Genomic DNA, 25,413 nt, shown 5'->3' with positions numbered 1-25,413 from the left:
GGTCGCCACACAAGGCGCCCGTGCCAAGTCGGCTCTGCTTGGCCCGACTGGCGTCGTCTGCTAATCAACCGACAACCCCATACTCTTTTCCTGACCGGAGCGCGTTCTGGAAAGTTTCGACTTTTTTGCAGACCGCCCCCGACCGGAAAACTTGAACTTTGAGCGCCGCGCGGCCTTCCCATGGGCAACAGCCAACCCCATCGGCAGAGAGGTCCGCAGATGCAGAGCGTCGAGCAGGTAGTGCACTTCCTGGAGAAATACCGTCTGACCCTGAGTACCGCCGAGTCCTGTACTGGCGGCCTGATGGCCTCGCTGATGGCCGAGATCTCCGGCAGCGGAGCGGTGCTGGACAGTGGTTTTGTGGTGTATTCGCCGGAGGCCAAGCAGATGTGTCTGGGGGTCAACCGCATGACCATCGATCATTTCGGCCTGACCAGCGAGGAGGTGACCCGGGAGATGGCCCTGGGCGCGCTGAAGATGAGCCGCGCCGACATCGCCCTGGCCAACACCGGGCTGGCCGAGGCGGATGGGCCGATGGACGGGGTGCAGTGCTTCGCCTGCGCCATGCGCATCAACGACCACGAGGGCGTGGTCAGCGAGACCCTGAAGTTCGAGGGCGAGCGCAACGAGGTGCGCTACGCGGCGGCGCGCTATGCGCTGCTGCAGCTGCCGTACTACTACGAGCGGCTGCGGGTGATGTGAGACCCCGTTTTGTAGGGTGTACTCGCCGCAGGCAGTACACCATTGCGTCCTGTGGTGGGCTGCCTGCGGCGAGACCACCCTACGATGAGCCGCCTCTGAAGCACTTACCTCTAAGACCAGGCCCTGCGGCTCGAATCCGGCGTGAGCCCAACCCGCTCAAACCACTGGAGGCTTCGCTCCCTCTGGCAAGTAGTAGGGTGTATCGATGCAGGCAGTACACCATGGCGTCCCGTGGTGGGCTGCCTGCGGCGAGACCACCCTACGATGAGCCGACTCACACCGGCGGCTGGCGCTCCGCCTCCACCACCTGGCCGCTCGGCGTCTTCTCCACCAGATCGACGCCCGATGCGCTGCCCACCGAGGCACGCAGTTGCGGCAGGCAGCCGGGGAAGTTGGCGCAGATGAAGTTCACCAGGTTCTCGCGCAGGTAGCAGCGCAGGTCCCAGTTGTGTGACGAATTGGCCGAGCTGACCAGCACCCGCAGCTGGATCGCCCGCTCGCCGGTCTCGATCAGCTGCAGCACCCGCACCCGACCGTCCCACAGATGGGTGGCCTGGTCGCACAGGCGCACGAGTTCATGACGCAGCGGCTCCAGCGGCGTGGAGTAGTCGACCCACAGCAGCACCGCACCGGTGATGGACGAGTTGCTGCGGGTCCAGTTCTGGAACGGATGCTCGATGAACCACTGCAGCGGCACCACCAGGCGACGGTCGTCCCAGATGCGCACTACCACGTAGCTGCCGGTGATCTCCTCGATGCGCCCCCATTCGTTCTCGACTATCACCACGTCGTCCAGGCGGATCGGCTGGGTCAGGGCGATCTGCAGCCCTGCGATCAGGTTGCCCAGCACCGGCCTGGCGGCGAAGCCCACCGCCAGGCCGGCCAGACCCGCCGAGGCCAGCAGGCTGGCGCCGAACTGGCGGGCGGCGGGAAAGGTCATGAGCATGGTCGAGGCACCGAAGATCACCACGAACACGCTGAGCGTGCGCACCAGCACTCTGGTCTGGGTCTGGATGCGCCGCGCCTGCAGGTTGTCCACCACGTCCACCGGGTGCTTGGCCACTATGACCCGCTGGATCGCGTCCGCTGCGCGCAGGCCGAGCCAGGTGAAGGCGGCGATCATCGCCAGCAGCACCAGGCGGCGGGCGCCGTCGATCAGCAGCAGCTGGTCCGGCGCCGAGCTCAGCACCACCTGCACGCCGCACAGCGGCAGCAGCATGCGCACCGGCGCGCGGGCTCGCTGCAGCAGCTCGCGGGCCGCCAGCAGGTTATAGGTGAGGCGGGTGAGCAGGCGCAGCAACCAGCCGGCCACCACTTCCAGCAGCAGCGCCACCAGCAATGCGACGCCCAGGGTCCGCAGCTCGGGCCAGGGCAGCAGGTCGAGCCAGGCGTTATCCATGGGGGTTGCCAATGAACTTGAGATCACTGGGGCTGGACACCCGCAGCTCCTGCAGCGTGTCGCCGAGCAGGCCGCTGACGGGGTCACGCTGGATCACCAGCAGGTTGTCGCTGCGCTGGTTGGCCACCAGCAGGAAGCGGCCATCCGGCGCGAGCGCGAACTCGCGGGGCTCCACGCCGCCGCTGTCGCGCCGCTGCCGTTCCTCCAGCGCGCCGTTGAGCGGGTCCACCGCGTAGACCACCAGCTGGTTTTCCGCGCCGCGCCGGCTGACATAGAGGAAGCGCCCATCCACCGACAGGTGCAGGGCGCCCAGGCGCCGGTCCGCCGGCGGTTGCAGCGGCGGGTCGAGGTCATACAGGGTGCGCAGCCGCAGACGCCGATCCTGATAGTCGAGCAGGGCGACCTGGTTGCTCAGCTCCAGGGTGAGGTAGGCGTGCCGCCCGCCGGCATCGAACAGCAGATGGCGCGGCCCGCTGCCTTCGGGCAGCTGCAGATAACGCCGGCTGGCTGGCGCTAGCGGATCGCTGCGCTCGGCCTGGTAGTGATACTCGTAGACATGGTCCGCGCCCAGGTCGCAGGCGAAGACATGGCGGCCATCGGGCGCGATTACCACGCAGTGGATATGCGAGGAGGCCTGGCGCTGCGCGCCGGGGCGCTCGAACGGTTCGGCGAGCAGCTGGGTCACCCGGCCCAGGCCATCGGCACTGACCGGCAGCACGGCCAGAGAGCCGCCGGGGAGGGCGTCCGCACAATAATGGGCAACCAGCAGGTGGCGCGCATCGGCGCCAAGGCAGCCATGTACCGCCTCCACGCCTTCGCTGGGCATGCTGGCGGTGATGATGAACTCACCCGCAGCGTCGCGGCGCAAGGCGCTGACCCGGCCGCCGCCCTGCACATCCTCCAGGGCGAACAGCCGCTCGCTGTCGGCGGATACCACCAGCCACGAAGCCTTGCTCGCGGCGATGCGCTGCAGCGGGCGCTCTTCCAGCCGGCCGCTGGGCGCATCGAAGCCCAGGCGCAGAATGCCATCACACTCGGCGCAGCCCACCAGCAGTTCGTGACTAGGGTTCGGCATGCGTCACTTCATCCACTGCGCCCGCAGGCTGCGCGCCTCCAGGGTGCGCCCCAGGGCCTGGTTGGCCGGCAACAGCAGCAGCCCGACGACGAACCAGATCAGCAGCCGCGGCAGCAGCTGCCAGCCGTCCACACTGACTTCCAGCAGCGCCCACAGGCTGGCGATCACCGTGATCAGCGCATACAGCGCCAGGGCCTCGCCACGGCGCAGGAGAAACAGCGCCCCCACCGACAACAGCAGCAGGTCACCGAAGAACTCCTGCAGCGGCGCGCTCAGGCGGATGTCGCCGGCGGCCATGACCAGTCCGGCCAGCAATAGTGTGGCGCCGAGCAGGCGGATCGGCAGAATCAGGTTGAATGAGTCGAACATGTTGCTCCCTTTCAGTCCACGCGGAAGTTGACGAACTGCCAGGGGTCGTCACGATCCAGTGCCTCATCGAACAGCCGCTCCCGGTCCTGCAGGGGCGTCCAGTCGCTGTACAGTCCGACCAGCTCGCCCAGGTAGGGACGGCACAGGCCGAGGATCTCCTCGTGCGGCAGCTGGTCGGGTTCGAGAATGCCGCGGTCCGGGTTGGCCATGGCCCAGATCACCCCGGCCATCACCGTGGCCGTTACCTGCAGGCTGGTGGCGCTGTTGTGCGGGCACAGCGCACGGGCCTCGTCGATGCTCAGCCGCGAGCCGTACCAGTAGGCGGTGCGCGCATGGCCGAGCAGCAGTACGCCGAGCTCGTCGCGGCCGCCGGCGATGTCCTCGTCCAGCAGGCGCTGGCGCGACTGGGGTTGCCAGTTGCGCGCGGCCAGCTCGTGCAGCGACAGCAGGGCGTCGTCGCAGGGCTGGTAGGCGTAGTGCACGGTGGGGCGGTATTCGGGGTGCTCGCCACGGCCGACGGTGAGGTAGTCGGCGATGGAGATGGCCTCGCTGTGGGTCACCAGAAAACCCTGGGTGGGGCCGGATGGCGTCCAGGTGCGCACTCGGGTGGCGGCACCCGGGCGCTGCAGGTAGACCGCCGCCTGGCAGCCGAACGCGTGGCGCCGGCCGTCCACCGGCAGGCTCTTTTCGTGGCTGCCCCAGCCCAGCTCGGCGGGCTGACAGGCCTCGCTGATGAAGCCGTCCACCGACCAGGTGTTGACGAACTCGTCGTCGACCTTGCGTTGCGCGGCGTATTGCGAGTCGCGCTCGGCGATATGGATGCAGCGCACGCCCAGGCGCTGGGCCATGCTCGCCCAGCCCAGGCGGTCGAGCGGGGCGGCCTGGGGCTGGCCGAGGTCGCTGGCCAGATGCAGCAGGGCCTGCTTGACCAGGTGCGAGACCAGCCCCGGATTGGCGCCGTGGGTGATCAGCGCCGTGCTGCCGCCGGCTTCGCCACGCCGGCGCGCCAGCAGGCGTTCGCGCAGGGCGTAGTTGCTGCGCTCGGAGGCCGACTGCTGGCTGTCGGTATAGGCACCGGCCCAGGGCTCCGTGCAGGTGTCCAGGTACAGCGCGTTGTGCTCCTGGCGCAGGGCGATCAGCGCCGCGCTCTCCACCTGCACCGAGAGATTGAGCAGGAAGTCGCCGGGGCCGAGCAGCGGCGCAAGCTCCGCCTGGTAGTTGTCCTCGCTGAGCCGTAGGGTGCGCAGCTCGACCCCGTACTGCTCGGCGATCGGCCGATCGGCATCATCGGGGGAGATGATCAGCACCTGCGCCGGTTGCAGGTCGATGTGCCGCAGCAACAGCGGCAGAACGCCCTGGCCGATGCAGCCGAAGCCGATCAGCAGCAGGCGCCCGTCGAATGGAGAGGGGGCATTCATATCCGCGCTCCCGGCGACAGCAGCTCCATGACCTCTAGATCGGAGACCTGGCGGAAGTCGAGATAGTGGTCGCCGACCGCGCGAAACGGCTCGGGGGTGACCAGGCAGATCAGCTCGTCCACCAGCGGCCGCAACTTTTCCACCGTCTCGCGCGGTCCCACCGGCACGGCCAGAACCACCCGGCGTGGGCGCAGCTTGTGCAGGCCCTGTATGGCCACCCGTGCGGTGCTGCCGGTGGCCAGGCCGTCGTCTACCAAGATCACTTCGCGGTTCTCCAGCGGGATCGGCAGGCGCGGACCGCAGTACAGGGAGCGGCGCCGCTCGATCTCGCGCAGCTGCTCGGTCACCTGCCGGGCGAACCAGCCGGGCGCGGGGTCGAACAGGCGCAGCATCTCTTCGTCCACCAGCCATTGCGGTTCCACGCCATCCACCACCGCGCCCAGGGCGAATTCCGGCTGGCCGGGCGCACCGATCTTGCGCACCAACAGAATATCCAGGGGTGCGCCGAGCTCGCGGGCGATCGGGTGGCCGACCGGCACGCCGCCACGGGGCAGGGCCAGCACCACCGGCTCGTGCAGCTGCAACTCGCGCAACGCGCCGGCCAGGGCCAGACCGGCCTGGTGGCGGTCACTGAATTCCGCGGACTGCGCCATCTCAGACTCCAAAGGGAAAGGTGTCGGCGGCGGCCCCCTGGAGACCGGCGGGGTCGTCCAGCGGGGTGATCGGCGAGGTACGGGCGAACCACAGGTAGGCGTCGAACTGCTCGCCCAGCACGCTCTCGTAGTAGTGGCTCTGGCGTTCGCTCTGCGGCCGGTAGATCACGCCGATGGCGCGCTGCAGCAGTGGCTCGTCGAGGGCGTGGCGCAAGGCGCTCTTGCCGGCGCCGCGCCAATCGGTCAGCGAAGCGGCCAGGCCGACACGCTGGAACAGGTGCTCCCAGCTGTCGGCGCGCGACGGCAGCACCGACTTGATCTTCAGCTCGCCACCCCAGTCGTCGGCGGCGGCCACTTCGCCGTGGTCGGTGCCCATGCCGATCAGCACCGCGTCGTCGCCCCAGCCGATGCGGCACAGCTGGCCGAGGTTGAACTCACCCTGCCAGCCCATGGCCGTGGCGGCGGCATCGCCGACGTGGGAGTTGTGCGCCCAGACCACCGCCTTGGCCTGGCGGCCGCGGTGCTTGAGCACCTGCTTGAGGGTGTCGAACATATGGTTGTCGCGCAGGTTCCAGGACGACACCGAGGCGCGGTACATCAGCCGGTAGTACTGCTCGGCGGCGCGCACCACGCGGGCGTTCTGCGCCGCGTCGAACAGCCCCTCGTCACGCTCCAGACTCTCCAGGCGCGCCCACAACAGCTCGCCGAGCTGCTCGATCACCGCCGCCTCGCAGGAGTCGCCATCGCCCCATTCGACGCGCTGGCCATAGGCAGCCGGGTCGTCCTGCCAGGGTGTCAGGCAGGCGTAGCGCTGGCGCGCCTCGGCGGCGCGCGCCGGGTCGTTCTGGTCCAGGTAGTGCAGCACGGCGGTCATCGAGGCGCGCAGGCTGTAGATGTCCAGGCCACGGAACTCGACGCGCTCGGCCGATTCCCGGTCGACGTTGTGGCCGCGCAGCCAGCGGACGAACTCCAGGGTTTCGCGGTTGCGCCACATCCAGCTGGGGAAACGGCCGAAGGCGGTCTCTTCATCGGCGCTGGCTTCGACATGCCGCACATGCCGGTCGATGCGCGCCGCGTCCGGCCAGTCGCCTTCGATGGCGACGATGTTGAAGCCGTGCTGTTCGATCAGGCGCCGGGTGATGGCGGCGCGGGCGCGGTAGAACTCCGAGGTGCCATGGCTGGCCTCGCCGATCAGCACCACCCGGGCGTCGCCATAACGGGAGAAGGCCGTGGCGAATTCGGGGGCTTCGATATCCGGCAGCGGCTCGGCGCTACGCCGCAACAGGTCGATCAGTTCCTCGCTGGAACGCTCGGCGTGGCGGAGGGCGGAGGAGGGCATGACGCTTACCTCGTGGTGGGGCTCGCAATATTCGAGGCGCGCAGGGCGCCGGGCGTTCGATCGATTTCGCCTGAACCGTGGGGCGTGGCTGTGGACACAACAGAAACACCACCCGCAGGAGAAACATCATGTTTGGCGAATTCACACTGCTGTTCATTGCCCTGGCGGCGATCATTCTGCTGCTCGATGTCTGGGCCATCCTCAGCGTCTATCGCAGCGACAAGGGGGTGCAAAGCAAGGCGCTGTGGTCCCTCGGGATCGCCCTGTTTCCGGTAATCGGCCTGGTGGTCTGGGGCGTGCTGGGGCCGCGTGGCCTGGCCCATCCACCGTCTTCACCGGAGCACAGCAAGGGCTGAGCAAGCTCGAGCCCGGGAACTCTCCCGGGCTCGAGCCATGGTTACTCGGGCAGCTGGGCGTTGATCTGCTCGGCCATCTTCAGATGGTGTTCCAGCTTGGGCAGGGTCTGCTTGGCGAAGGCGGCGATTTCCGCATCCTCGGCATTACTGGCCTTCTGGAACAGCTCGATGGTCTCCTTGTGCGCCATCACCTGGTTGTTCATGTAGGCCTTGTCGAACGAGGCCTCACCGCGCAGCTTGAGGATCAGCGCCTTGGCCTGGTTGATCAGCTCGGCATCGGTGGACACCTCCAGCTGCTTCTTGGTGGCCAGTGCGCTGAGCTCCTTGTTGGCCGCGGTGTGGTCCTCGACCATGCTCTGGGCGAACTCCTTGACGTCGGCGGTGGTGCCTTTTTCCAGGGCCAGCTTGCCGGTCTCGATCTCGGCGATGCCCTTGGCGGAAGCTTCCTCGACGAAATTGCGTGGGCTGACCTGCTCCTGGTCGGCGGGCGCTTCGTTGGCCTGCACGGCGGCGCCGGTGCTCAGGGCGACGGCGGCGAACAGGCCAAGGGTGAGTTGTTTTAGATGGCGCATGAATGACTCTCCTGATGTGAGTTGCCTGGAGTAGAAGCGGCGAAACTCGGCGAAGTTCAGCAAATGGGATGAATGGCGCCGCTCAGGGGCGCAGCACCACCTTGCGGCAGTCGTCTTCCTTCTTGTCGAACAGCCGGTAGCCCTCGGCGGCCTGTTCCAGGTTCATGCGGTGGCTGATGATCACCTCGGGCTTCAGCTCGCCGCGCTCCACATGCTCCAGCAGCATCGGCAGCACGGCCTGCACATGGGTCTGGCCCATCTTGAAGGTGAGGCCCTTGTCGAACGCGTCGCCGAACAGGAAGCCATGGATGAAGCCGGCATATACGCCCGGCACGCTCACCGTACCGCCACGGCGCACGGCGGCGATGCACTGGCGCAGCACCTTGCCACTGCTGGCCTCCAGCTTGAGGGTGGTGAGGATGGTTTCGGTCGTGCTCCCCTTGGCCTCGAAGCCCACGGCATCGATGACCGCGTCCACGCCGCGATGGCCCGCCGTCTGTTCGATGATGGCGGCGGCCGGATCGTCGATCTCGTCGAAGTTGATCGGAATGATTCCATAGGTCTGGCGGGCGAACTCCAGGCGATAAGGATGCTCGTCGATCATGAAGATCTGCTCGGCGCCGGCCAGGCGCGCGCAGGCCGCCGACATCAGGCCGACCGGCCCGGCGCCGTAGATGGCCACGCTGCTGCCCGGGCCGATACCGGCGTTGAGCACGGCCTGGTAGCCGGTGGGCAGGATGTCGGTGAGAAACAGCACCTGTTCGTCGACCAGCGTGCCCGGAATCTTCATCGGCCCGACATTGGCCTTGGGCACACGCACGTACTCGGCCTGACCGCCGGGCAAGCCGCCGTACAGATGGCTGTAGCCGAACAGCGCGGCGCCGGAGGGTATCTGCTTCTTGTTGAGGATGGCGCCGTGCCCGGGGTTGGTGGTTTCGCAGGCCGCATGCAGGTTCATGGCGCAGAAGAAGCAGCTGCCGCAGGCGATGACGAAGGGCACCACCACGCGGTCGCCCTTGCTCACCCGCGTCACCGCGCTGCCGGCTTCGACCACTTCGCCCATGAACTCGTGGCCGAAGATATCGCCATCCTTCACTTGGGGAATCTTGCCGCGGTACAGGTGCAGGTCCGAGCCGCAGATGGCGGTGGCGGTTATCCGCAGGATGATGTCGTCATCGGCCTGAATGACCGGGTCGGCAACCGTCTCGACGCGAACGTCGTGGCTGCCGTGATAGGTAAGCGCTCGCATGGGGATTCTCCTCGGTGGCAAGTCCTTTATCGAGGAAGTGCCACGCTCGGGAGTTCAGCCTGCTGGACGGGCGGTGGCGATTACTCGAACTTCAGGCGTACCCGCAGGGTCACCTCTACGTCCGCACCAGCGGTCAACCGTCCATAGCCTGGAGAATGACATGAACGCCGTAGAGCTGCTCAAACAGGACCATCAGGTGGTCAAGCAACTGCTGGAAAAACTCGTCGCCACCACCGAACGCGGGGTCAAGACCCGGCAGGATCTGCTGCACAAGCTGCACATCGAACTGGCGGTGCACACCGATATCGAGGAACAGATCTTCTATCCCGCCTACGAGAAGGCCGGTGGCCGCGAGGAGGGGGTGATGTCTGCCGAGGCCAAGGAGGAACACCGCACCGTGGACTCCCTGGTGCTGCCGGATCTGGTCAAGACCGACCCGGCGACCATCAACTTCGCCGGCCGCGCAAAGGTGCTCAAGGAGCTGCTGGAGCACCACATCGAAGAAGAAGAGCAGGAGATGTTCCCCAAGGCCGAGGAGCTGCTCGGGGCGCAGAAACTGGAGGAGCTGGGCAAGCTGATGGAGGAGCGCAAGCGCAGCCTCAAGCAGTCCCTCAGCAGCCAGGCCGCCTAGGCCAATTCGGGCTCGCTCCGTACGGAGCGGGCCCGGGTTTCATCCACCACCTGATCGACCACCGCAGCCAGCGCCTGGCGTTGCCCGATGCCGGTACTGCGCACGCCTTCATAGAGTGCCAGCTGGCGCTGCGCACTGCTGCCATGACGCAGGATGCGCCTGGCCTGCTCGAACACTTCGCCATCGCCGAACGCCTCGACCCAGGGGCCGATCCGCTCGCGCAGCTGCGCCAGCCAGTCCAGCGCCCGCAGCGCGCTGCGACCGTCCACATCGAGAAAATGCGCCGCACCGCCCAGGCGTCGGGCACGCCAGTAGTTTTCTTCCAGCACCAGGCGCTGCAGGCCCATGTCCGCCGGATCCTTGGCCTCGATGGCCCAGGCCACCAGGCCGCGGAACAGCCCGGCGATGCACAGCACGTCCGCCACCCGCGGACAGGCGTCGGCAATGCGCAGCTCCAGGGTGGGGAAGCGCGCCGAGGGACGGATGAACCACCACACATCGCCACGCTTGCGGATGGATTCGGAGGCCAGCAGCAGGTCGATGTAGGCCTGCAACGCCGGCTCGTCGGGCAGCGCCTCGGGAATGCCCATGCGTGGCCATTCCCCGCACAGGGCGCGGCGGTAGCTGAGCAGGCCGCTACGCCGACCATGCCAGAACGGCGACGAGGCGCTCAGCGCGAGCAGTAACGGTAGCCAGGGCAGCACCCGGTTCATCACCCGCACCCGATCGACCTCCGTCGGTACGCCGACATGCACATGCAGGCCGGACAGCAGGCTGCGCTGGGCCACGTCACGGTAGTCGGCGAACAGCTGGGCATAGTGCGGCGTGTCGGTGGCCAGCTGCTGGCGCCAGTCGGCGAAGGGATGGGTGGCCGCGCCGTACAGGCCAAGGCCGAAGCCCTCTGCGATATCGGCCAGGCGCTGGCGGCCCTCCAGCAGGCAGCTGCGGGCGCCGGCGAGATCGTGCAGCACCGGCGTCACCAGTTCGATCTGGCTGCGGAACATCTCCTCGGCCAGGCGCGGGCCGAAAGCCCGGCGGCAGGCTTCCAGCAGACCAGCGGGCGGCTGGGCCACCACATCGCGGCTGAGCGGGTCGACCAGGAGAAATTCCTCCTCGATGCCGAAGGTGGGGGCGGAGCAGTGGTCAGGCATGGCGATCTACCGGGGCTAGGTCCTTCCCAAGGGACGGCCACCGGCTTCGCCGAGTTCAAGTAACCCGCCAATCCTGTTGGTGGAATCTTTGCGGCGCACCGGCACTCCCACTGATACCAGGCATCGTGCGAGAACCCTGCCATGACCATGAGTACCATTGCACCGACCCCGACTTGCCCGCTGAGCGCGGTGGATTGCCACCCGGTGCGCGACACCTACGAAGCGCTGCTGCGCGGGCCGGCGGATGCCGCCAGCCTGGCCCGGGCCGGGGATTTTCTCGATACCCAGCTGGCCATGGCCGAGCGCCTGCCCTGCGACCTGCCGGCAGATCCGCAGCGCCTGCTGGAGTGGGTGAGGGCGGGCGCCAAACGCACCACCGAGGCCTACGCCGAGTACCTGCAGGCGCGCAAGCGCGGCGAGCCGCGCCGCTACTTCAGCGGCCGCGCCCACGCCCTGTATTTTCTGCGTGGCGTGGCGCCGACCAAACTGGTGGACGGCGCCTGGCTGTACGGCGTGCTGCCACACTGGCACGAGCTGCGCTTCCAGCCGCTGGTGCAAACCTATGTCGAGGAACTGGGCAGCGGTCAGCCGGCGCAGAACCATGTGCTGCTGTACCGCCGCCTGCTGGCCGAGCACGGTTGCGACGAGCTGAGCGGATTGAGCGATGCCCACTATATCCAGGGCGTGCAGCAGCTGGCCCTCGGCTACCTGGCCGAGCGCTACCTGCCGGAGCTGATCGGCTACAACCTGGGCTACGAACAGTTGCCGCTGCACCTGCTGATCTGCACCTACGAGCTCGGCGAGCTGGGCATCGATCCTTATTATTTCCAGCTGCACGTGACCATCGACAACGCCGCCAGCGGCCACGCCCAGCGCGCCGTGCAGGCGCTGCTCGACAACCTGCCGGTGGTCGGTGATCGCGACGAGTTCCTGCACCGCGTCAGCCTCGGCTACCGGCTCAACGAGCTGGGTCGTGGCAGCAATGCGGTGATCGACGAATTCGACCTCGAGCACGAGTTGCTGGCCATGTTCGAGCGCAAGCGCCAGGTCGCCGGACGAGTGCACTCCGATCACTGCCGCATCGACGGTCGCACGGTCAACCAGTGGCTCGGCGCGCCGGGTCGCATGGGCGACTTTCTCGCCGCGCTGCAGGCGCGAGGCTGGATACGCCGCCATCAGGATCCGCAGGACAGCCACTTCTGGCAGCTGATCGACGGCCAGAAGGCGGCCATGTTCGGCGTGTTCAATCCCTACGAGCGGCAACTGCTACACGACTGGATCGCCGGCGAATGGCTGGGTGAGGAGGGCGCGTCCATCACCCAGCGCCAGGAGGCGCCACAGGAAACCGGCGAGGGCGACTTCGCCAGCGAGACCCGTGCCCTGCTGGCGGAGCTGGAGCAGCTGTCCACCGCGCAACGCAGCGCGCGACTGATCGAGCTGATGTCGCCGGCCCTGCATCACACGCCGGCCGGCCTGTTGGCGACCCGCCTGTTCGCGGCGAGCCACCGCTGATGGGCCGGGTCAATCGCCATTTGCTGCGCCTCGGCCAGGCCCTGCATGCCCGCGCCTATCACTTCACCACGGTAACGCCACTGACCCACAGCCGGGTCAACGCACGCCCAGAGAATGCCTGGGCGAATGACCTAGCCGGTGTGTTCGGCTGGAGCCGGCCGTTCCAGCGCGAGACCATCGGCGACGAGTTGTTCGGTCTGCTGGACAGTGCCAACGCCTTGCTGGAGACGCCGCACAGCGGCTGGCTCAGCACCGTGCGCTGGTCCAGCCTGGGCGACGAACTCTACGTGCATTCGCGCTACCCGACCCAGGAGGACGATGCGGTGTTCTTCGGCCCGGACACCTATCGCTACGCCCAGGCCATCGAACAGCACCTGCGCCAGCAGCCTGCCAATCCCTTGCACCGGGTCGCCGATATCGGCTGCGGGGCTGGCCCGGGCGCACTGCTGGTGGCTCAGGCCGACAGCGCGGCGGAGGTCTTCGCCCTCGATATCAATCCGCTGGCGCTGGAGTACACCGAGGTCAACGCGCGCCTGGCCGGCATCGGCAATCTGCGCGTACTGCGCAGCGATCTGCTCGACGCAGTCAGCGGCCAGTTCGACCTGATCCTGAGCAATCCGCCCTACATGCTCGATCCGCAGCAGCGTCCGTATCGCCACGGCGGCGGTGCGCTGGGCGCGGAACTGGCCTTTACCCTGATCGACGCAGCGCTGCCACGCCTGGCACCGGGCGGCAGCCTGTTGCTGTACACCGGCGTGGCCATGGTCGCCGGGCGCGATCCGCTACTGGAGCACTGCAAGGCCTACCTGGCCGGGCAGGACTTCGTCTGGAGCTACCGCGAAATGGATCCGGACCTGTTCAGTGAGCAGCTGCTGGAACCCGGTTACGAGGCGGTCGAGCGTATCGCCGCGGTGGTACTGACCATCACTCGCAGCTGATCGAGCGGAGAGCGAATCGATGAATGCAGATGAAGCCCGCAGCAGAACCGAGCCGGTGCGTGAAGACATGCCACTGCAGCTCAGGGCCTGGCGCGTGGAACGGGTTGGCTGGTGTTGCCTGCTCGTAGTTGTCCTGCTGGCCCTGGCCGGGATATTCGGCAAGGGCCCGCTGAGCTCGGCCAAGGCCAGCAGCGCCGACGGGCGACTGCAGGTGGAATACCAGCGTGTCGCCCGCAACGGGGCGCATTCGGAGCTGCTGATCGAAGTGCAGGGGGCAGGGGAGCGGCAGGTGGAAATCGACCTGAGCGGCGAGCTGTTCGATGGCGTCAGCATCGAGACCATCGAGCCGCAACCGCTGCGCAGCGCGACGTTCGACGGCTCCGGCCATCGCCTGCTGGCAGCTGCGGATGGCCAGGGCAGGGTGCGCCTGCGCCTGGATATGCGCGCCGAGGGCATCGGGCGCTACGACGCCAGCATCGGCACCGGCGCGCAGCGCGTCGCGTTGCAACAACTGATCCTGCCCTGAGGCTCGCCCATGGACGCCGTACTTCGCGCCGCCGCCATCTATCTCGCTTTGGTCGTGCTGTTCAAGCTGGCCGGGCGCCGCTCGCTGGCCCAGCTGACCACCTTCGACTTCGTGCTGCTGCTGATCATCGGCGAGGCCACCCAGCAGGCCTTGCTCGGCGAGGACTTTTCGCTGACCAACGCCTTGCTGGTGATCATCACCTTGATCGTTCTCGATGTGGGGGCCTCGCTGCTCAAGCGTCATTCGCAGCGTTTCGCCGCGCTGCTCGACGGCACGCCGACCATCGTGGTGGAGAACGGTGTGCCGCTGGAAAAGCGCCTGGAAAAGTCGCGCCTGAAGCTCGACGACATCATGGAATCGGCACGCGAAAGCGGCATCGAGCGGGTAGAGCAGATCAAGTTCGCCATCATCGAACGCAACGGCAAGATATCCATCATCCCGCAGGAAGACTGAGGAAAAACCTTGAACTAGAGCGGAACCGGGCCAGTCAGCTGATCAATGCTGACACGTCAATCGGTGAGACCACGATGATCAAGAAATGCCTGTTTCCCGCCGCGGGCTACGGAACCCGCTTCCTTCCCGCCACCAAGTCCATGCCCAAGGAAATGCTGCCGGTGGTGGATACGCCGCTGATCCAGTACGGCGTCGAGGAAGCCTACCAGGCCGGCCTGACGCAGATCGCCATGGTCACGGGACGCGGCAAGCGTTCGCTGGAGGATCACTTCGACATCAGCTACGAGCTGGAGCACGAGATCAGCAATACCAGCAAGGAAAATGCCTTGCGTGGCATTCGCCGCCTGATCGATCAATGCACCTTTTCCTATACGCGCCAGGTCGAGATGAAGGGCCTCGGTCACGCGATTCTCACCGGCCGTCCGCTGATCGGCGACGAGGCCTTCGCCGTGGTGCTGGCCGATGACCTGTGCCTGAACCCCGGCGGCGATGGCGTGCTGACGCAGATGGTCAAGCTGTACAACCAGTTCCGCTGCAGCATCGTGGCCATCCAGGAAGTGCCGCCCGAAGAGGTGTCGAAATACGGGGTGATATCCGGCGAGGCCATTCGCGACGACATCTTCCGGGTCGATCGCATGGTGGAGAAACCTCGCCCGGAAGACGCGCCATCGAACCTGGCGATCATCGGCCGCTACATCCTCACGCCCGACATCTTCAAGCTCATCGAGCAGACCGAGCCGGGCAAGGGCGGCGAGATCCAGATCACCGACGCCTTGCTCAAGCAGGCCCAGCAAGGCTGCGTGCTGGCCTACAAGTTCAAGGGCAGACGCTTCGACTGCGGCGCGGCGGAAGGCTATGTCGAGGCGACCAATTTCTGCTTCGAGCATCTGTACAAGCCCCAGCATGAGAAGCCGCAGGCCAAGGTAGTGACGGAGCCGGCCGAACTGGAGACCGGTTCGATGGCCTAGGGCCGGTTGGATCTTTCTTGCTCGGGCTCATCAGGTACAGGGTCAGAATTAGACGTACCGACACCGGCGATAGCAGCCCGAGCATGCCCAGTAGCGCAATCAGCGTGATGCCACTGACCTGGTGATACAGATCGGTGAACATCGCCAGTCCCACGGCCAATAAGAGCATCACTCGGCCAAACCACTGCAGCGCCGAGCCCAACGAAAGATCGGCGACTGGCGAACCTGTTGCAGGTGTGTGCATTCCAGATTTCAAAGCCGAGATAGGGGACCAGTTATCAGCCGGGCAGAGCGAGCTTCTTGCGACTCCGTAATACTGCGACAAATTGAATCCGAAACTTTTCATAAGCCGCAAAAAATCTGTATTTGACAGACATTGAGCGGCTTTTTTATTTCGCCTGATTATTAGTCAATATTTCTCTATATCTAAATAATCCGTCATGCTTAGAAACTGGCACCATAATTCCTAGGAATTTGAAACTCTCGCGCTTGCTCTACAAATTTGAAACTCTTTTAACCTTCTGATTTTGTGAGCATTCTCGCGTACACGCGAAGAGGCCATGCAAGTGTCAGCCTATATCACACTGCAATCAATGGGCAGGCCGGCCGGGGCGCCCGAATTTTTGGCATATAGCCCCAAGAACAATGGCCAAGTGCGACTTTACTGCCGGCCTAGTTTTTGGCGCTGGGCCGAAACTGAGTTCAACCCTTACATCACTGATGTGCTCGCAAATCAGGTGAGTTTAAATCTTAGTAATAAAAAAATATCCGTTGCGCTTCAATATGAAATGCAAGGTGTTTTGCATTTGGTTTTTTCCAAGCGGGAAGTCACCGAAGGCACTAAAAATGAAATTATTGAGTACTGCAATGACGGAGGAATTAAGGTCGAAGTCTTGGATTTAAAGTGCAAGATCGAACAGCAGGTGCACGTTGAGAATTTGCTCAGCATGCTGTCCTATATCAATAAGCATAGAGATACATTCACAGATAGAAATCTCGATTTTACATTGCATGCGATTGATCGCAGCAAAGGAACAATAAGTAATGCGGTGAGAGACCTACAGGAAAAATATCCAGAGAGCGCAGCGGCAATGTTGTTTGAGCTTGTCAGGCGGGGCAAAGTGGAGCTGTCGGACTTGCAGTGCAAAAGAATAGGAGGGGCAACAAAAGTACATATTATTCGGGGGCGGCATGGGTGAATCACCTCGATTTTCCCGCAGGGAATTTCTCGCCGCTGGGAATTCTTGTGATGGGTGGAAGAGCATAGATATTGATCTTATTCCTGAGAGCATACGGGAGGAAGCGGAAAACAGAATTAAAGCAATTCAGGCATACTTGAATTGTCGTGCAACTTTAACCGAGATAGAAGATGTATATGGTGTCCCCCGAAGCACGTTGTACCGCTCTATAAATAATTGCCTTGCAATGGATGAGGAGGGAGTCGCTCTTGGTTACAAAGGAGCTATTCCGTATAGGCGAAATGGCGATCAAAAATATAAAAGAGAGAAAGAGCTACGCAACTCAACGGATGGTGGCTTTCAGGGTGATGCCGGGGCATTTGATAAGCTGCTATCTGAACATCCCAAGATAAGAGAATGGCTGGAAGGGGTTGCCCGTTCTTATAAGTCGCGTCGTCAGGGAGGCGTTAGCTTTGATGTCCTACATAACGCATTTCTCGAGCATTGCAAATCATTGTCGATCAGCAACGATCAGTATCCATTTAGTCGAAAGACACTCGCCCGCTCTGCCTTGAGGGAGCATATAAAGGCTAAGCATAAAGAGATAAAGGCGCACAATGAAAAAGAACGCAATGATTCCGACCACAATGACAATGTACCGCCAACCGATGTTATGCAACAGGTTGAGGCAGACGGGCACATGCTTGACTTCCGGTTGGTCATACAAGAATTAGATGGCTATGGGCAGCCCGTGAGATATGAGATTTTACGGGTTTGGCTAATTTTGCTAATTGAGGCTTTTTCACGCTGTGTGTTGGGCTACTCTATAGCTCTTGGGCGTACATACGATCAAGTCGACTTATTGAAGGCAATTTTCAATAGCTTGTCGCCCCACCAGCGACTGCCCCAGGTCAATCAAAGTATTCGGTACTCAGTTTCTGGTGGATTTCCGAGTGAACATGGCCATGCATGGGAAACTTGGTCGACGCTTAAGCTTGATAATGCATGGGCCCACAAAGCTACAAATGTAGTACGAATTCTTCATGATCGAATAGGGTGTGTTGCTGAGTTCGGCAGGCCTCATACGCCTAACGATAGAGCCATTATCGAGCGATTCTTCTTGTTTATTGTACAGCACTACTCACATCGAATAGTTGGTACTACTGGCAGCGATAGCCGCGACAAAATCATCGAGCGGCTATCTCCCAAGTCAAAGAATCCGTTAAAGATGCTTTTAACGTTAGATGAACTCAGAAGCAGTATCGATACAGTCATCTCGGACTACAATGGTCGCCCCCATTCATCATTGCAATCGCATTCGCCGTTAGAGTTATTTTGTATGCGGCGAGGGCAAGCGCTCCTTCCTCCCAATGAATTGGCTGAGACATTTAGAGATTCGATATTATTCACAATGTCTAGAGAGTCAGTAGTTGTGCGGACTTCTTCAAAGTATGGCGGCGCGTATGTGAACTTTGCATACTTAAAGTATAAAAACCCTAACATTCTAAGGAGCGACTCGGCTGGCCGGACTATGTTCATTGAGTATTCGAGAGAAGATGTGTCATTTGTCAGACTCTTGGATGAAGATGGTGCATTCGTTGGTGTTTTGAGTCCTCCTCATCCTTGGTACCTCCAACCGCATAGCTTGAAGGTACGTAGTGAGCTATGGAGGGCGACAAAGAGAGGTCAATTCCAGTTTGCGAGAGAGGAAACGCCCAGCGAGGCCTTCCATCGTTACAAAACGGCGGAGGGTAGCATTTCACGGAGTGACGCTACCTATCTGTATAGAGAGACTGGGCGAATCCATAGTGACGACATCCTTTCCGACAATGGAGTCAAATCCGAGGATACAGATAAATCAGACGTAGAGCGCGTTAGATTGACCAAGGTTTTCACACTCTGAGAGGGTAAAAACATGGATATCAAAAATATGCGGCCCGTCAGCATAGGTGAACATCCAGTTAGCAATCGAACCTATTTGATGCCTACGCATTCTATTGGCGAAACTTACGCCATGGTGCTTAAAGTAATCAGGAGGCGTGATTCTGGGTTGGTTATTTACGGACGCGTTCGATACGGCAAAACCAGCGCTATGATGTACTGCAGGCAATGCTTAAACATCGATCACCCCAATATCCCAGTGAAAATTTACAATGCAAAACGAGATATTTCCCCGCATAAGGGAAATTTTTATGTCTCCTTGCTGGAGGTTGTTGGGCATGCAAAGTCAGCTGATCGCTGTAGTACTAGTATTAAGCATTCACGATTGGTAAATTTCATTGCCGATGCTGCGTTGAATGACCCGCACAAAGTATTTATATTGTTCATTGATGAGGCATCACGTTTAGAGCCTCTTCATTACGATTGGATCAAGGACGTCTACAATGACTTAATGTTGCGTGGCGTTACGTTGCTGCCTATATTGGTTGGCCAGCATGAATTGCAAGATCAGAAGGAAGCCTTATTAAAAACCGGCGAAGAAGGGGAGGCCATAGTTAATAGATTTATGCTTTATGAGCACCCATTTCGCGGCATTCGTGATAAAGAGGACTTTATAGAATGCCTCGGATATTATGATAGCGCTACTTATCCGGAAGAAAGCGGCTGGTCATATACGCGATTTTTCTTGCCTGAGGCTTTTGATGCAGGAGTTCGGCTTCAGAGTTATGGGGAGATGCTCTGGAATGGATTTAAAGAGTCATATAGCGCTTTGAATATTAAAGCTGAAATGGAGGTCCCCATGAAATATTTCACGAAAACCATTGAAATGTTCCTAACGGAAAATTCTGACAGCGACAGCTCAAGCTTCTCCCTCTCTAAGGATGCATGCATGAAGCTAATCAAGGAGTCTTGGTTTCAGGCAGCCATGGCCAACTCAAAAACCGCACATGCACTCCGCTAGAAGTGATTATCACCCTGCAGGCTGAGTTGTTTCACACAAGACCCAAGTACTGTGGGTTACGGCCAAGATATATCCCTTATGAATCTATGTATTCCATTCTATCCAGGTTTGGATTATACAACGTTGTCAAAGGTGACTCGCTAATCAAGATCGTCAAGGAATGCTCCGATTCACAGCCCACTAAATGCAAGCGCATTAAGAACCTTGCGTATCTTGAGTCGGTAGGGATGATTGGCTTGCAAGAGTTATTACATTTAAGCCCTCAGCAAGCAAGCTTCCTATTTTTGAATCCCACCTATATCGACTCTGATCGATATGTAGCTCCAGCGTTGCGGTTTTGCCCAATTTGTTTATCACAAGGCAGGCATTACACGCTATTCCAATATGAGCTAATCGAATCGTGCCCTGTACATGGCATTGGCTTGATCAGTCAATGCATGCATTGCTCAGCAATAATGAGTTATGAGCTTCATGCCGAGTTATTCAAACAGCTCTATGGCTGTTGGCACTGCGGTCATAAGCTCGGAATTGAACGCAACTCTCAGTCTTTACGATTTATTAGTGCACCAGGCATGGAGCGATTGCGAAGCGTCCACCAGATGCTAGCGACTACTAAAAATAAGCGAATTTCCTTTGACATCGTTGGCCCCGCAGATCTTCATTGCGATAATGTATTGCAGCTTTCGCAGTCGGCTCAGCAGTTTGCGAAAGTAGAGACTGCTTTATTTCATGAATTGCAAGAGTTGGCGTGTGCTCCTCCATCGCAATCTGAGTTGCTTGGATTTCCCACTTTACGCCCCTCATTTACGCCTTTAGAGCAGACTGAGGAGTCGCTCGATATACTTGTCAATGACCTGATGAGTATTTCTAAATCAATATTCAGGAATTTCAGGAAACGGTACCGGATTAAATTCAATCTAACGCAGCGGCTACTAGGTCTATTGTGGCGTGATATTGAAGGGGTTTTGCTTCCCTCAACTTGCTACGGTGTGCTCGCATACCTCGATTGGCTATGTTACTGGCGCAATACAAAGGTGCCATGCGAGTTACTTTCCTCTGCCCGGGGCAGTAAAAGGCGAATTACTTCATGGATAGCGGAGAAGAAAGAGCATAAGACATTCCGTCAGATGACTACTCCCATGGCCCAACGCTGGCTGCTCCAGCATATTCTTGCATGCGAAATTCTGACTCTTCTTCATCAGCAAATAGCGGCAGGAATGGCAGTGGTAACAGATTGTCCTTCGCGGAAAGTAGTTGAAGTGCCTTATCGGCGTTTTTTTCACCCCGTGTGTTGGGCTGTTATTGCTGTCGAGCAGAACACGGGAGCGCCAATATTAACATTCATATCGGCACAGTCATGGAAGGTTGGTAGAGGTGAAGGACATACAGAGCTACCACTTACAGATGGAAATTCTTTCCACGGTCAAAACTTGTCAAAAATTTTTAGTTCAATCATGGCTTGAGTTCCTAATGATTTCATCCCAATCAAGTTGCTCATCAATGGGCCCAATTTCGTTAGGGGGGCGTTGTGAAGAACTGTTTCGTATGGCGTCATCCCAATTATCTTGATCCTCGGTAGTGCAGCAAGGTTTAGCATATAGATACTTGGTAAACCTTTTTAGCGCTTTAGTATATTGCTTCTCCTCCTGGGGTAGGAGGTCTGGTGTTGGATATCCGGTTGGATCAAAGTAATATTCAAATCCATAAAGAGCGCCGACGTAACGATAATGTCGCTCCAATATGACCTCGACCTCTATTTCGGTGAGGGCGCGCCAAGTTGATCCATCATGGCGATTGATGAGCCAGGGAATTTCGAATTCCATCAAATCAAGGCTTTCGCACATGAGGCAGAAAATACTGGTTGCTGTCATGTGATCTAATGCTACTGGCACTTCAGAACGGCGGCATCTCCATTCTAAAGGTCTTTTATCGACTTCGATGTCATCGAGCGACAGTTGTATTAGCTCTGATGGGCTGAATCCATATCCCCAGGACAGCAAAATCATCGCTAGATCGCGCTCAGGTCTTGGGCCTTTGGCTAGATGGCGCCGGAAAATAGTTAAAGCTCTATTAGATTTCAGCGATGATTTGTAAGTGAGTTCCTGATCGCGCGTCACCCATTGAAGCTGGCGGTAAAATTGAATCAAGTCACTCATTAAACTGTGGAAATTTATTTTTCTGAAGCGATGGTGTTGCCATCGAATGACTGACAATACTATCGATGCTACTTTTTGGCAGCTGAGTTCCTCGGCATTAAGTATTCCAGATCTGCTCAGCTCACACTGCAAGTCTGCAGAAATTAATCGACCTGGCATTGTTCTGCATGGATAGAGCTCTATGTGGCTGAGAAAGAAATCCTTGTAGATAATGGATAATGGGATTGGTCTATCTATCGTGAATTTGTAGTTTTCCTGTAGCCAGAGATCAAAGTGCTTTAGATCTCTCCGGATCCTTACCGACTGCCGATATGGAAAGCCCAAGGCGAAATGCTCCGCATCGCTGGCCTTGTGTGTACCTTCAGCTGGCTGGCTCATCGTAAGGTCCCTTCTTGAGTAAGGGGAATGCCCGCACTTCAGCTTAGTCACGACATCGCTGTCTGTCGGTAGCTGTAACGGCTTGCAAACGAAAACGTCCCGACCTGCAATCAATACGATTTTCGACCGGAATTAACTGCGACTGACCGGCCCGGCAAACCAGTATTAGCTGCGAATGAACCTGCATTTATCCGCGCTGACCTGCATTCCATGGCTACCAACCAGCATTAATTGCAAATGACGGGGCTTATAGGTAGTGAATCGATTGCCTCGTTAGAGCGCATGTCTGCTTGGCATGCGGGAACATCTAGTCTCTTCCGCCCACGAGCCAGATCATTCCAGGCAAACACATGGGGCCTACAGCTTTGAGGCCCACTACGCTATGTGCGGGCTCGGTCTCGCCCAAAGGGTTCGGTCAACTGACCAAGGTAACCCTTGGGATAGTCCCTCTCACGCAAGCCGACATTGGCGTCGCCCTGCTTTCCTGTACTGTCGTAGAACGTCCCGAATAGCCGATCCCACACCATCAGAAATTCGCCGAAGTTCACCTGGGCATCTTCGAAGTCGCGCTTGTGGTGCCAACGATGAATTTCAGCCACCCCGATGACATGGCGCAGCCAACCCAGCCGGTAATCCAGGTTCGAGTGCTGAAAGCCCAAGTGAACGGTCAGAATGCCGAACCAGGTGGCAACCACTGCCGAAGGCGCGCCGGATGCAAACAGCAGCACCAATCCCGGGCCAGCCATGAGCATCGCATGTAGGGGATGCCGGCGCTCCCCATTCATCCAGTACAAGCGCTCGGCGCTGTGGTGAATCATGTGAAAACGCCACAGCCAGGGTACGTGGTGGCTGATGCGGTGCATGGCATACAGGCTCAGATCGAGCACGACGGCGACCAGCAGCAGCTGAACCCAAAGTGGACTCTCGACTGGGAAGAGACGAACTGTAGCCGGCACTGCATCGCCCAGCCTGGCCAGGATTTCGGCGGTGAACTGGATGACGGAAAGATTCACCAGCATATGCACCAGGTCGGTCAGGGTGTCCTGGTGATCCTCCAGCCAGCCCTCCCGGAAAGGCTGGATACGCTCCAGCCCCGCGACGGCCAATAGACCGACTGCGGCTACCAAGGGTGTGCTGGGCCAGTACGGCACCCCGGCGTACAAGGCCCAGACCATGAAGGCGGCGCTGCCACCAAACACGAGCGGATAGCTCAACCAGCGTAGGGCGAATCGAAGAGAAGTGGACATCGCTCAGCTCCTATGTAGAGAGCCTTCACGGTAGGTGCAGAGGACGACGTTCGACTTGAACGAAAGAGCTATGACTTCTGGAGATCGACCGCAGCCAGGGCGGAGGACGGATCGATGCCCAGCAGCGCCCTGAATGTCCGGGAGAAATGCGCCGAGTCGGAAAAACCCGCCGCATGCGCGGCTTCGGTCAGCCGTCCCCCTTTGGCCAGGTGTTGCAGGGCTTGGGTGAGGCGCAGCCATTTGACATAGCTGCGCAACGGCAGGCCGGTTTGCTCCACGAACCAATGGGAAAAACGCGTGGGTGACAAATGCACCAACGCGGCCATTGCCTCACGCCCCATTTGGCCTTCGCGCAGCGCTGCGGTGACCTTGGTCAAGCGCGGATCAGGGATTGGTGGATCGGCAAGCCGCAACAGCCGACGTACCTGCGCCTGCAACTGGACAGGCGAATGCCCCGACGCCCTCAGTGCCTCGACCATCGCAGCAATATCGGCCGCTACGATCTCCATCAGCCTCACGGCTCCGCTCACCCGCAAGGCACGCGCCTCATCGGACAGCACATCCAGGTAGATCGACAGGACCTGCCCAGCACTGAGCCGGTGCTTCAAGCCTGCCGGAATCAAGATGGCAGCCCCAGATTGCCCACCCAACGGCGTTTCAACCGTTATCGCGGCGTCGAGCCCCACTGCAATTTGATGTGCTTGATGATGGTGCCAATCCTGGTGGGCGGCATGGCCGAGAAAGACGCCGATACCGGGGCCGACCCAGGCATGGCCTGACCAGCGAGCCACTTCTGCGGCATCCGAGCTTCGCATTATCTGCCCCGGTCCAGTTCCGCGCTTGGACTCAGCACACTGCTCAGGAGCAACATGGCGGCACCGCCCACGATGCCGATGTCCGCCAAGTTGAATGCAGGCCAATGCCAGGATTGCCAGAAAAAATCCAGATAGTCGATCACATGGCCTCGGAAGCTGCGATCGATCAGATTCCCCACTGCCCCTCCCAGTATGAGGCTATAGCCCAGCGCTTCGAGCTTGGCCCTGGGCTTACGCAAGAGCAACGCGAGCCCAATCGAAACAACCAGTGCGAGGAGAATGAAGAAGTAGCGCTGCCAACCGCCCGCGTCAGCTAGGAAGCTGAACGCTGCGCCGGTATTCCAGAAATGGACCAGATTGAAGACTGGGGTCAGAGGAACCACGGCGCCGACCGAGAGCGAACCCTCAATTACATATTTGATCGCCTGGTCGGCCAGGGCAACGGCTAGCGATAGCGTCCACCAGAGCCCGGGAGTGATACGGTGCGCCATTCCAAGTGGCGATTTCATTGTTTCGCTCCCTGAAACAGTCGCTGCAATCCGGGTGAGACGGGCATCGGCGCGAATGCACTGATCCTCGCGCGTCCGGTATTGCCGAGCGGTACCCAGATCTTCGAGAACAACACGGCAGCGATGATCCGTGGTGCTTGGCCGAACATTTCCCGGTAGTCGCGCAACTGCCAGCCAGCCCTTAGCATCAACCAATGGCTCCGCGCATGCAGGACGGGCATGTGCTGGCTCAAGATGTGGGCGCGCTCGAGCCAGGGGAATGCCTCGGTTGGCGCCTTTTCACGGAGTGCTGTCCTTGCCTGGAAAAAGGCTTCATCGATGGCATTGCGGAGGGCGGTATTCATCTGGAACTCACTTGCGCAGCAGTTGGAAGGCCATGATTCTGGGCCGATCGTGCAAGTGAACACCCTGTAGCCGCTATAGGGTCAAGCTCTACGCTTTGAGCAGAAGCGAATGGCACTTTTCTAGCGCGCCTTATGGAAGCCGTTTGCCTCCCTCCACTAGACCCGAAAGTATTCCGCAGTCCAGGCTTTGTCGTTCGTCATCGCAGCAGCTGCGTAACGTCACCAACTGGTTTTCCAGGGCTTGCAAGGATGCGATCTGGGCCCTGACCTGGGCGATATGGCTATCAAGCAGCGTATTGACCGCCGCGCACGGTTGCTGCGGCTGTGCTTGAACGCTCTGCAAAACACCAATTTCGTCCAACGACATGCCAAAGGACCGGCAACGGCGGATGAACAGCAGTTTCTCCACATGATCCGCTTCGTAGGCTCGGTAGCCATTTGCCTGGCGATTGGGCGATGCAAGCAGGCCCTGGCGCTCATAGAAACGAATGGTCTGAATGTCCGCTCCCGTCAGCTGTGCAAGTTGACCAATGCGCATAGGCTGCTCCTCGATAAACAGCCAGTATATCCAGG

27 protein-coding genes are annotated in these 25,413 nt (G+C 60.3%); 12 read left to right on the top strand and 15 right to left on the bottom strand.

Going from position 1 to position 25,413, the window contains the following annotated elements:
• Window positions 1-219 precede the first annotated feature (219 nt).
• A complete protein-coding gene (locus FFS62_RS12755; RefSeq protein WP_137973176.1) occupies window positions 220-702 on the top strand; it encodes a CinA family protein in 483 nt (160 codons plus the stop codon).
• 274 nt (window positions 703-976) lie between these two features.
• On the opposite strand, the gene FFS62_RS12750 is transcribed toward FFS62_RS12755, so the two are convergent.
• Genes FFS62_RS12750 through FFS62_RS12725 form a run of 6 tightly spaced genes read right to left on the bottom strand, consistent with a single transcriptional unit; the run spans window position 977 to window position 6,955 of the window.
• A complete protein-coding gene (locus FFS62_RS12750; RefSeq protein ID WP_137973175.1) occupies window positions 977-2,101 on the bottom strand; it encodes a mechanosensitive ion channel family protein in 1,125 nt (374 codons plus the stop codon).
• Window positions 2,094-3,176 carry a lactonase family protein gene (locus tag FFS62_RS12745; RefSeq protein WP_137973174.1) on the bottom strand — a complete coding sequence of 361 codons (1,083 nt, stop codon included), beginning with the start codon at window positions 3,174-3,176 and terminating at the stop codon, window positions 2,094-2,096. The genes FFS62_RS12750 and FFS62_RS12745 overlap by 8 nt, the downstream gene beginning before the upstream one ends.
• 3 nt (window positions 3,177-3,179) lie before the next feature.
• A complete protein-coding gene (locus tag FFS62_RS12740) occupies window positions 3,180-3,545 on the bottom strand; it encodes a hypothetical protein (protein ID WP_137973173.1) in 366 nt (121 codons plus the stop codon).
• Window positions 3,546-3,556: 11 nt separating this feature from the next.
• Entirely contained in the window at window positions 3,557-4,963 is a 1,407-nt protein-coding gene (locus FFS62_RS12735) for a homospermidine synthase (protein ID WP_137973172.1), read from the bottom strand.
• Window positions 4,960-5,616, bottom strand: a complete 657-nt coding sequence (locus tag FFS62_RS12730; protein WP_137973171.1) for a phosphoribosyltransferase — start codon at window positions 5,614-5,616, stop codon at window positions 4,960-4,962. The genes FFS62_RS12735 and FFS62_RS12730 overlap by 4 nt, the downstream gene beginning before the upstream one ends.
• A gap of 1 nt (window position 5,617) precedes the next feature.
• The gene (locus tag FFS62_RS12725; RefSeq protein ID WP_137973170.1) at window positions 5,618-6,955 is read right to left on the bottom strand and encodes an erythromycin esterase family protein; all 1,338 of its coding nucleotides are present in this window, start codon (window positions 6,953-6,955) and stop codon (window positions 5,618-5,620) included.
• 128 nt (window positions 6,956-7,083) lie between these two features.
• Between FFS62_RS12725 and FFS62_RS12720 the strand changes: the two genes are divergently transcribed.
• The gene (locus tag FFS62_RS12720) at window positions 7,084-7,311 is read left to right on the top strand and encodes a PLD nuclease N-terminal domain-containing protein (RefSeq protein WP_137973169.1); all 228 of its coding nucleotides are present in this window, start codon (window positions 7,084-7,086) and stop codon (window positions 7,309-7,311) included.
• 41 nt (window positions 7,312-7,352) lie between these two features.
• On the opposite strand, the gene FFS62_RS12715 is transcribed toward FFS62_RS12720, so the two are convergent.
• Window positions 7,353-7,883: a DUF4142 domain-containing protein gene (locus FFS62_RS12715; RefSeq protein ID WP_137973168.1), complete on the bottom strand. Its 531-nt coding sequence runs from the start codon at window positions 7,881-7,883 to the stop codon at window positions 7,353-7,355.
• Window positions 7,884-7,965: 82 nt separating this feature from the next.
• Window positions 7,966-9,132: a zinc-dependent alcohol dehydrogenase gene (locus FFS62_RS12710; protein WP_137973167.1), complete on the bottom strand. Its 1,167-nt coding sequence runs from the start codon at window positions 9,130-9,132 to the stop codon at window positions 7,966-7,968.
• Between the two features lie 160 nt (window positions 9,133-9,292).
• Between FFS62_RS12710 and FFS62_RS12705 the strand changes: the two genes are divergently transcribed.
• Window positions 9,293-9,763 (top strand): hemerythrin domain-containing protein, encoded by a 471-nt coding sequence (locus FFS62_RS12705; protein WP_137973166.1) that lies wholly within the window; start codon window positions 9,293-9,295, stop codon window positions 9,761-9,763.
• Here FFS62_RS12705 and FFS62_RS12700 read toward each other — a convergent pair.
• On the bottom strand, window positions 9,760-10,914 hold the full coding sequence (locus FFS62_RS12700) for a carboxylate-amine ligase (protein ID WP_137973165.1): 1,155 nt from the start codon (window positions 10,912-10,914) through the stop codon (window positions 9,760-9,762). The genes FFS62_RS12705 and FFS62_RS12700 overlap by 4 nt on opposite strands.
• 147 nt (window positions 10,915-11,061) lie before the next feature.
• Here FFS62_RS12700 and FFS62_RS12695 point away from each other — a divergent pair, with 147 nt between their 5' ends.
• From FFS62_RS12695 to FFS62_RS12655, 9 genes are all read left to right on the top strand, one after another.
• The gene (locus FFS62_RS12695; RefSeq protein WP_256662222.1) at window positions 11,062-12,426 is read left to right on the top strand and encodes an iron-containing redox enzyme family protein; all 1,365 of its coding nucleotides are present in this window, start codon (window positions 11,062-11,064) and stop codon (window positions 12,424-12,426) included.
• Window positions 12,426-13,364, top strand: a complete 939-nt coding sequence (locus FFS62_RS12690; protein WP_137973163.1) for a class I SAM-dependent methyltransferase — start codon at window positions 12,426-12,428, stop codon at window positions 13,362-13,364. The genes FFS62_RS12695 and FFS62_RS12690 overlap by 1 nt, the downstream gene beginning before the upstream one ends.
• A gap of 19 nt (window positions 13,365-13,383) precedes the next feature.
• On the top strand, window positions 13,384-13,890 hold the full coding sequence (locus FFS62_RS12685; RefSeq protein WP_137973162.1) for a hypothetical protein: 507 nt from the start codon (window positions 13,384-13,386) through the stop codon (window positions 13,888-13,890).
• Between the two features lie 9 nt (window positions 13,891-13,899).
• Window positions 13,900-14,343 carry a DUF421 domain-containing protein gene (locus FFS62_RS12680; protein WP_137973161.1) on the top strand — a complete coding sequence of 148 codons (444 nt, stop codon included), beginning with the start codon at window positions 13,900-13,902 and terminating at the stop codon, window positions 14,341-14,343.
• Window positions 14,344-14,417: 74 nt separating this feature from the next.
• Entirely contained in the window at window positions 14,418-15,311 is an 894-nt protein-coding gene (galU, locus tag FFS62_RS12675; RefSeq protein ID WP_137973160.1) for a UTP--glucose-1-phosphate uridylyltransferase GalU, read from the top strand.
• Window positions 15,312-15,871: 560 nt separating this feature from the next.
• Window positions 15,872-16,510: a hypothetical protein gene (locus tag FFS62_RS12670; RefSeq protein WP_137973159.1), complete on the top strand. Its 639-nt coding sequence runs from the start codon at window positions 15,872-15,874 to the stop codon at window positions 16,508-16,510.
• On the top strand, window positions 16,503-18,392 hold the full coding sequence (locus FFS62_RS12665) for an integrase (protein WP_137973158.1): 1,890 nt from the start codon (window positions 16,503-16,505) through the stop codon (window positions 18,390-18,392). The genes FFS62_RS12670 and FFS62_RS12665 overlap by 8 nt, the downstream gene beginning before the upstream one ends.
• 12 nt (window positions 18,393-18,404) lie before the next feature.
• Window positions 18,405-19,391, top strand: coding sequence for an ATP-binding protein (locus FFS62_RS12660; protein ID WP_137973157.1), 987 nt, complete (start codon window positions 18,405-18,407; stop codon window positions 19,389-19,391).
• On the top strand, window positions 19,316-20,854 hold the full coding sequence (locus tag FFS62_RS12655) for a TniQ family protein (RefSeq protein WP_137973156.1): 1,539 nt from the start codon (window positions 19,316-19,318) through the stop codon (window positions 20,852-20,854). The genes FFS62_RS12660 and FFS62_RS12655 overlap by 76 nt, the downstream gene beginning before the upstream one ends.
• Here the strand turns inward: FFS62_RS12655 and FFS62_RS12650 are convergent.
• The 6 genes from FFS62_RS12650 to cadR form a co-directional block, all read right to left on the bottom strand.
• The gene (locus tag FFS62_RS12650; RefSeq protein WP_137973155.1) at window positions 20,840-21,925 is read right to left on the bottom strand and encodes a hypothetical protein; all 1,086 of its coding nucleotides are present in this window, start codon (window positions 21,923-21,925) and stop codon (window positions 20,840-20,842) included. The genes FFS62_RS12655 and FFS62_RS12650 overlap by 15 nt on opposite strands.
• A gap of 380 nt (window positions 21,926-22,305) precedes the next feature.
• Entirely contained in the window at window positions 22,306-23,172 is an 867-nt protein-coding gene (locus FFS62_RS12645) for a sterol desaturase family protein (RefSeq protein ID WP_036992931.1), read from the bottom strand.
• 68 nt (window positions 23,173-23,240) lie between these two features.
• Window positions 23,241-23,987: an AraC family transcriptional regulator gene (locus tag FFS62_RS12640; RefSeq protein WP_036992934.1), complete on the bottom strand. Its 747-nt coding sequence runs from the start codon at window positions 23,985-23,987 to the stop codon at window positions 23,241-23,243.
• Window positions 23,987-24,496, bottom strand: coding sequence for a signal peptidase II (gene lspA, locus FFS62_RS12635; protein WP_003452327.1), 510 nt, complete (start codon window positions 24,494-24,496; stop codon window positions 23,987-23,989). Before lspA ends, FFS62_RS12640 begins: the two co-directional genes overlap by 1 nt.
• On the bottom strand, window positions 24,493-24,840 hold the full coding sequence (locus FFS62_RS12630) for a DUF3703 domain-containing protein (protein WP_024015047.1): 348 nt from the start codon (window positions 24,838-24,840) through the stop codon (window positions 24,493-24,495). Before FFS62_RS12630 ends, lspA begins: the two co-directional genes overlap by 4 nt.
• Before the next feature lie 130 nt (window positions 24,841-24,970).
• A complete protein-coding gene (gene cadR / locus FFS62_RS12625; RefSeq protein WP_024015046.1) occupies window positions 24,971-25,378 on the bottom strand; it encodes a Cd(II)/Pb(II)-responsive transcriptional regulator in 408 nt (135 codons plus the stop codon).
• Between the last annotated feature and the right edge of the window lie 35 nt (window positions 25,379-25,413).

The sequence above is a fragment of the Pseudomonas sp. F(2018) genome (assembly GCF_005508865.1).
Classification (GTDB): domain Bacteria; phylum Pseudomonadota; class Gammaproteobacteria; order Pseudomonadales; family Pseudomonadaceae; genus Aquipseudomonas.
The sequence above is the reverse complement of the archived record's forward strand: the minus strand, read 5'-3'. Positions and strand labels throughout refer to the sequence as shown.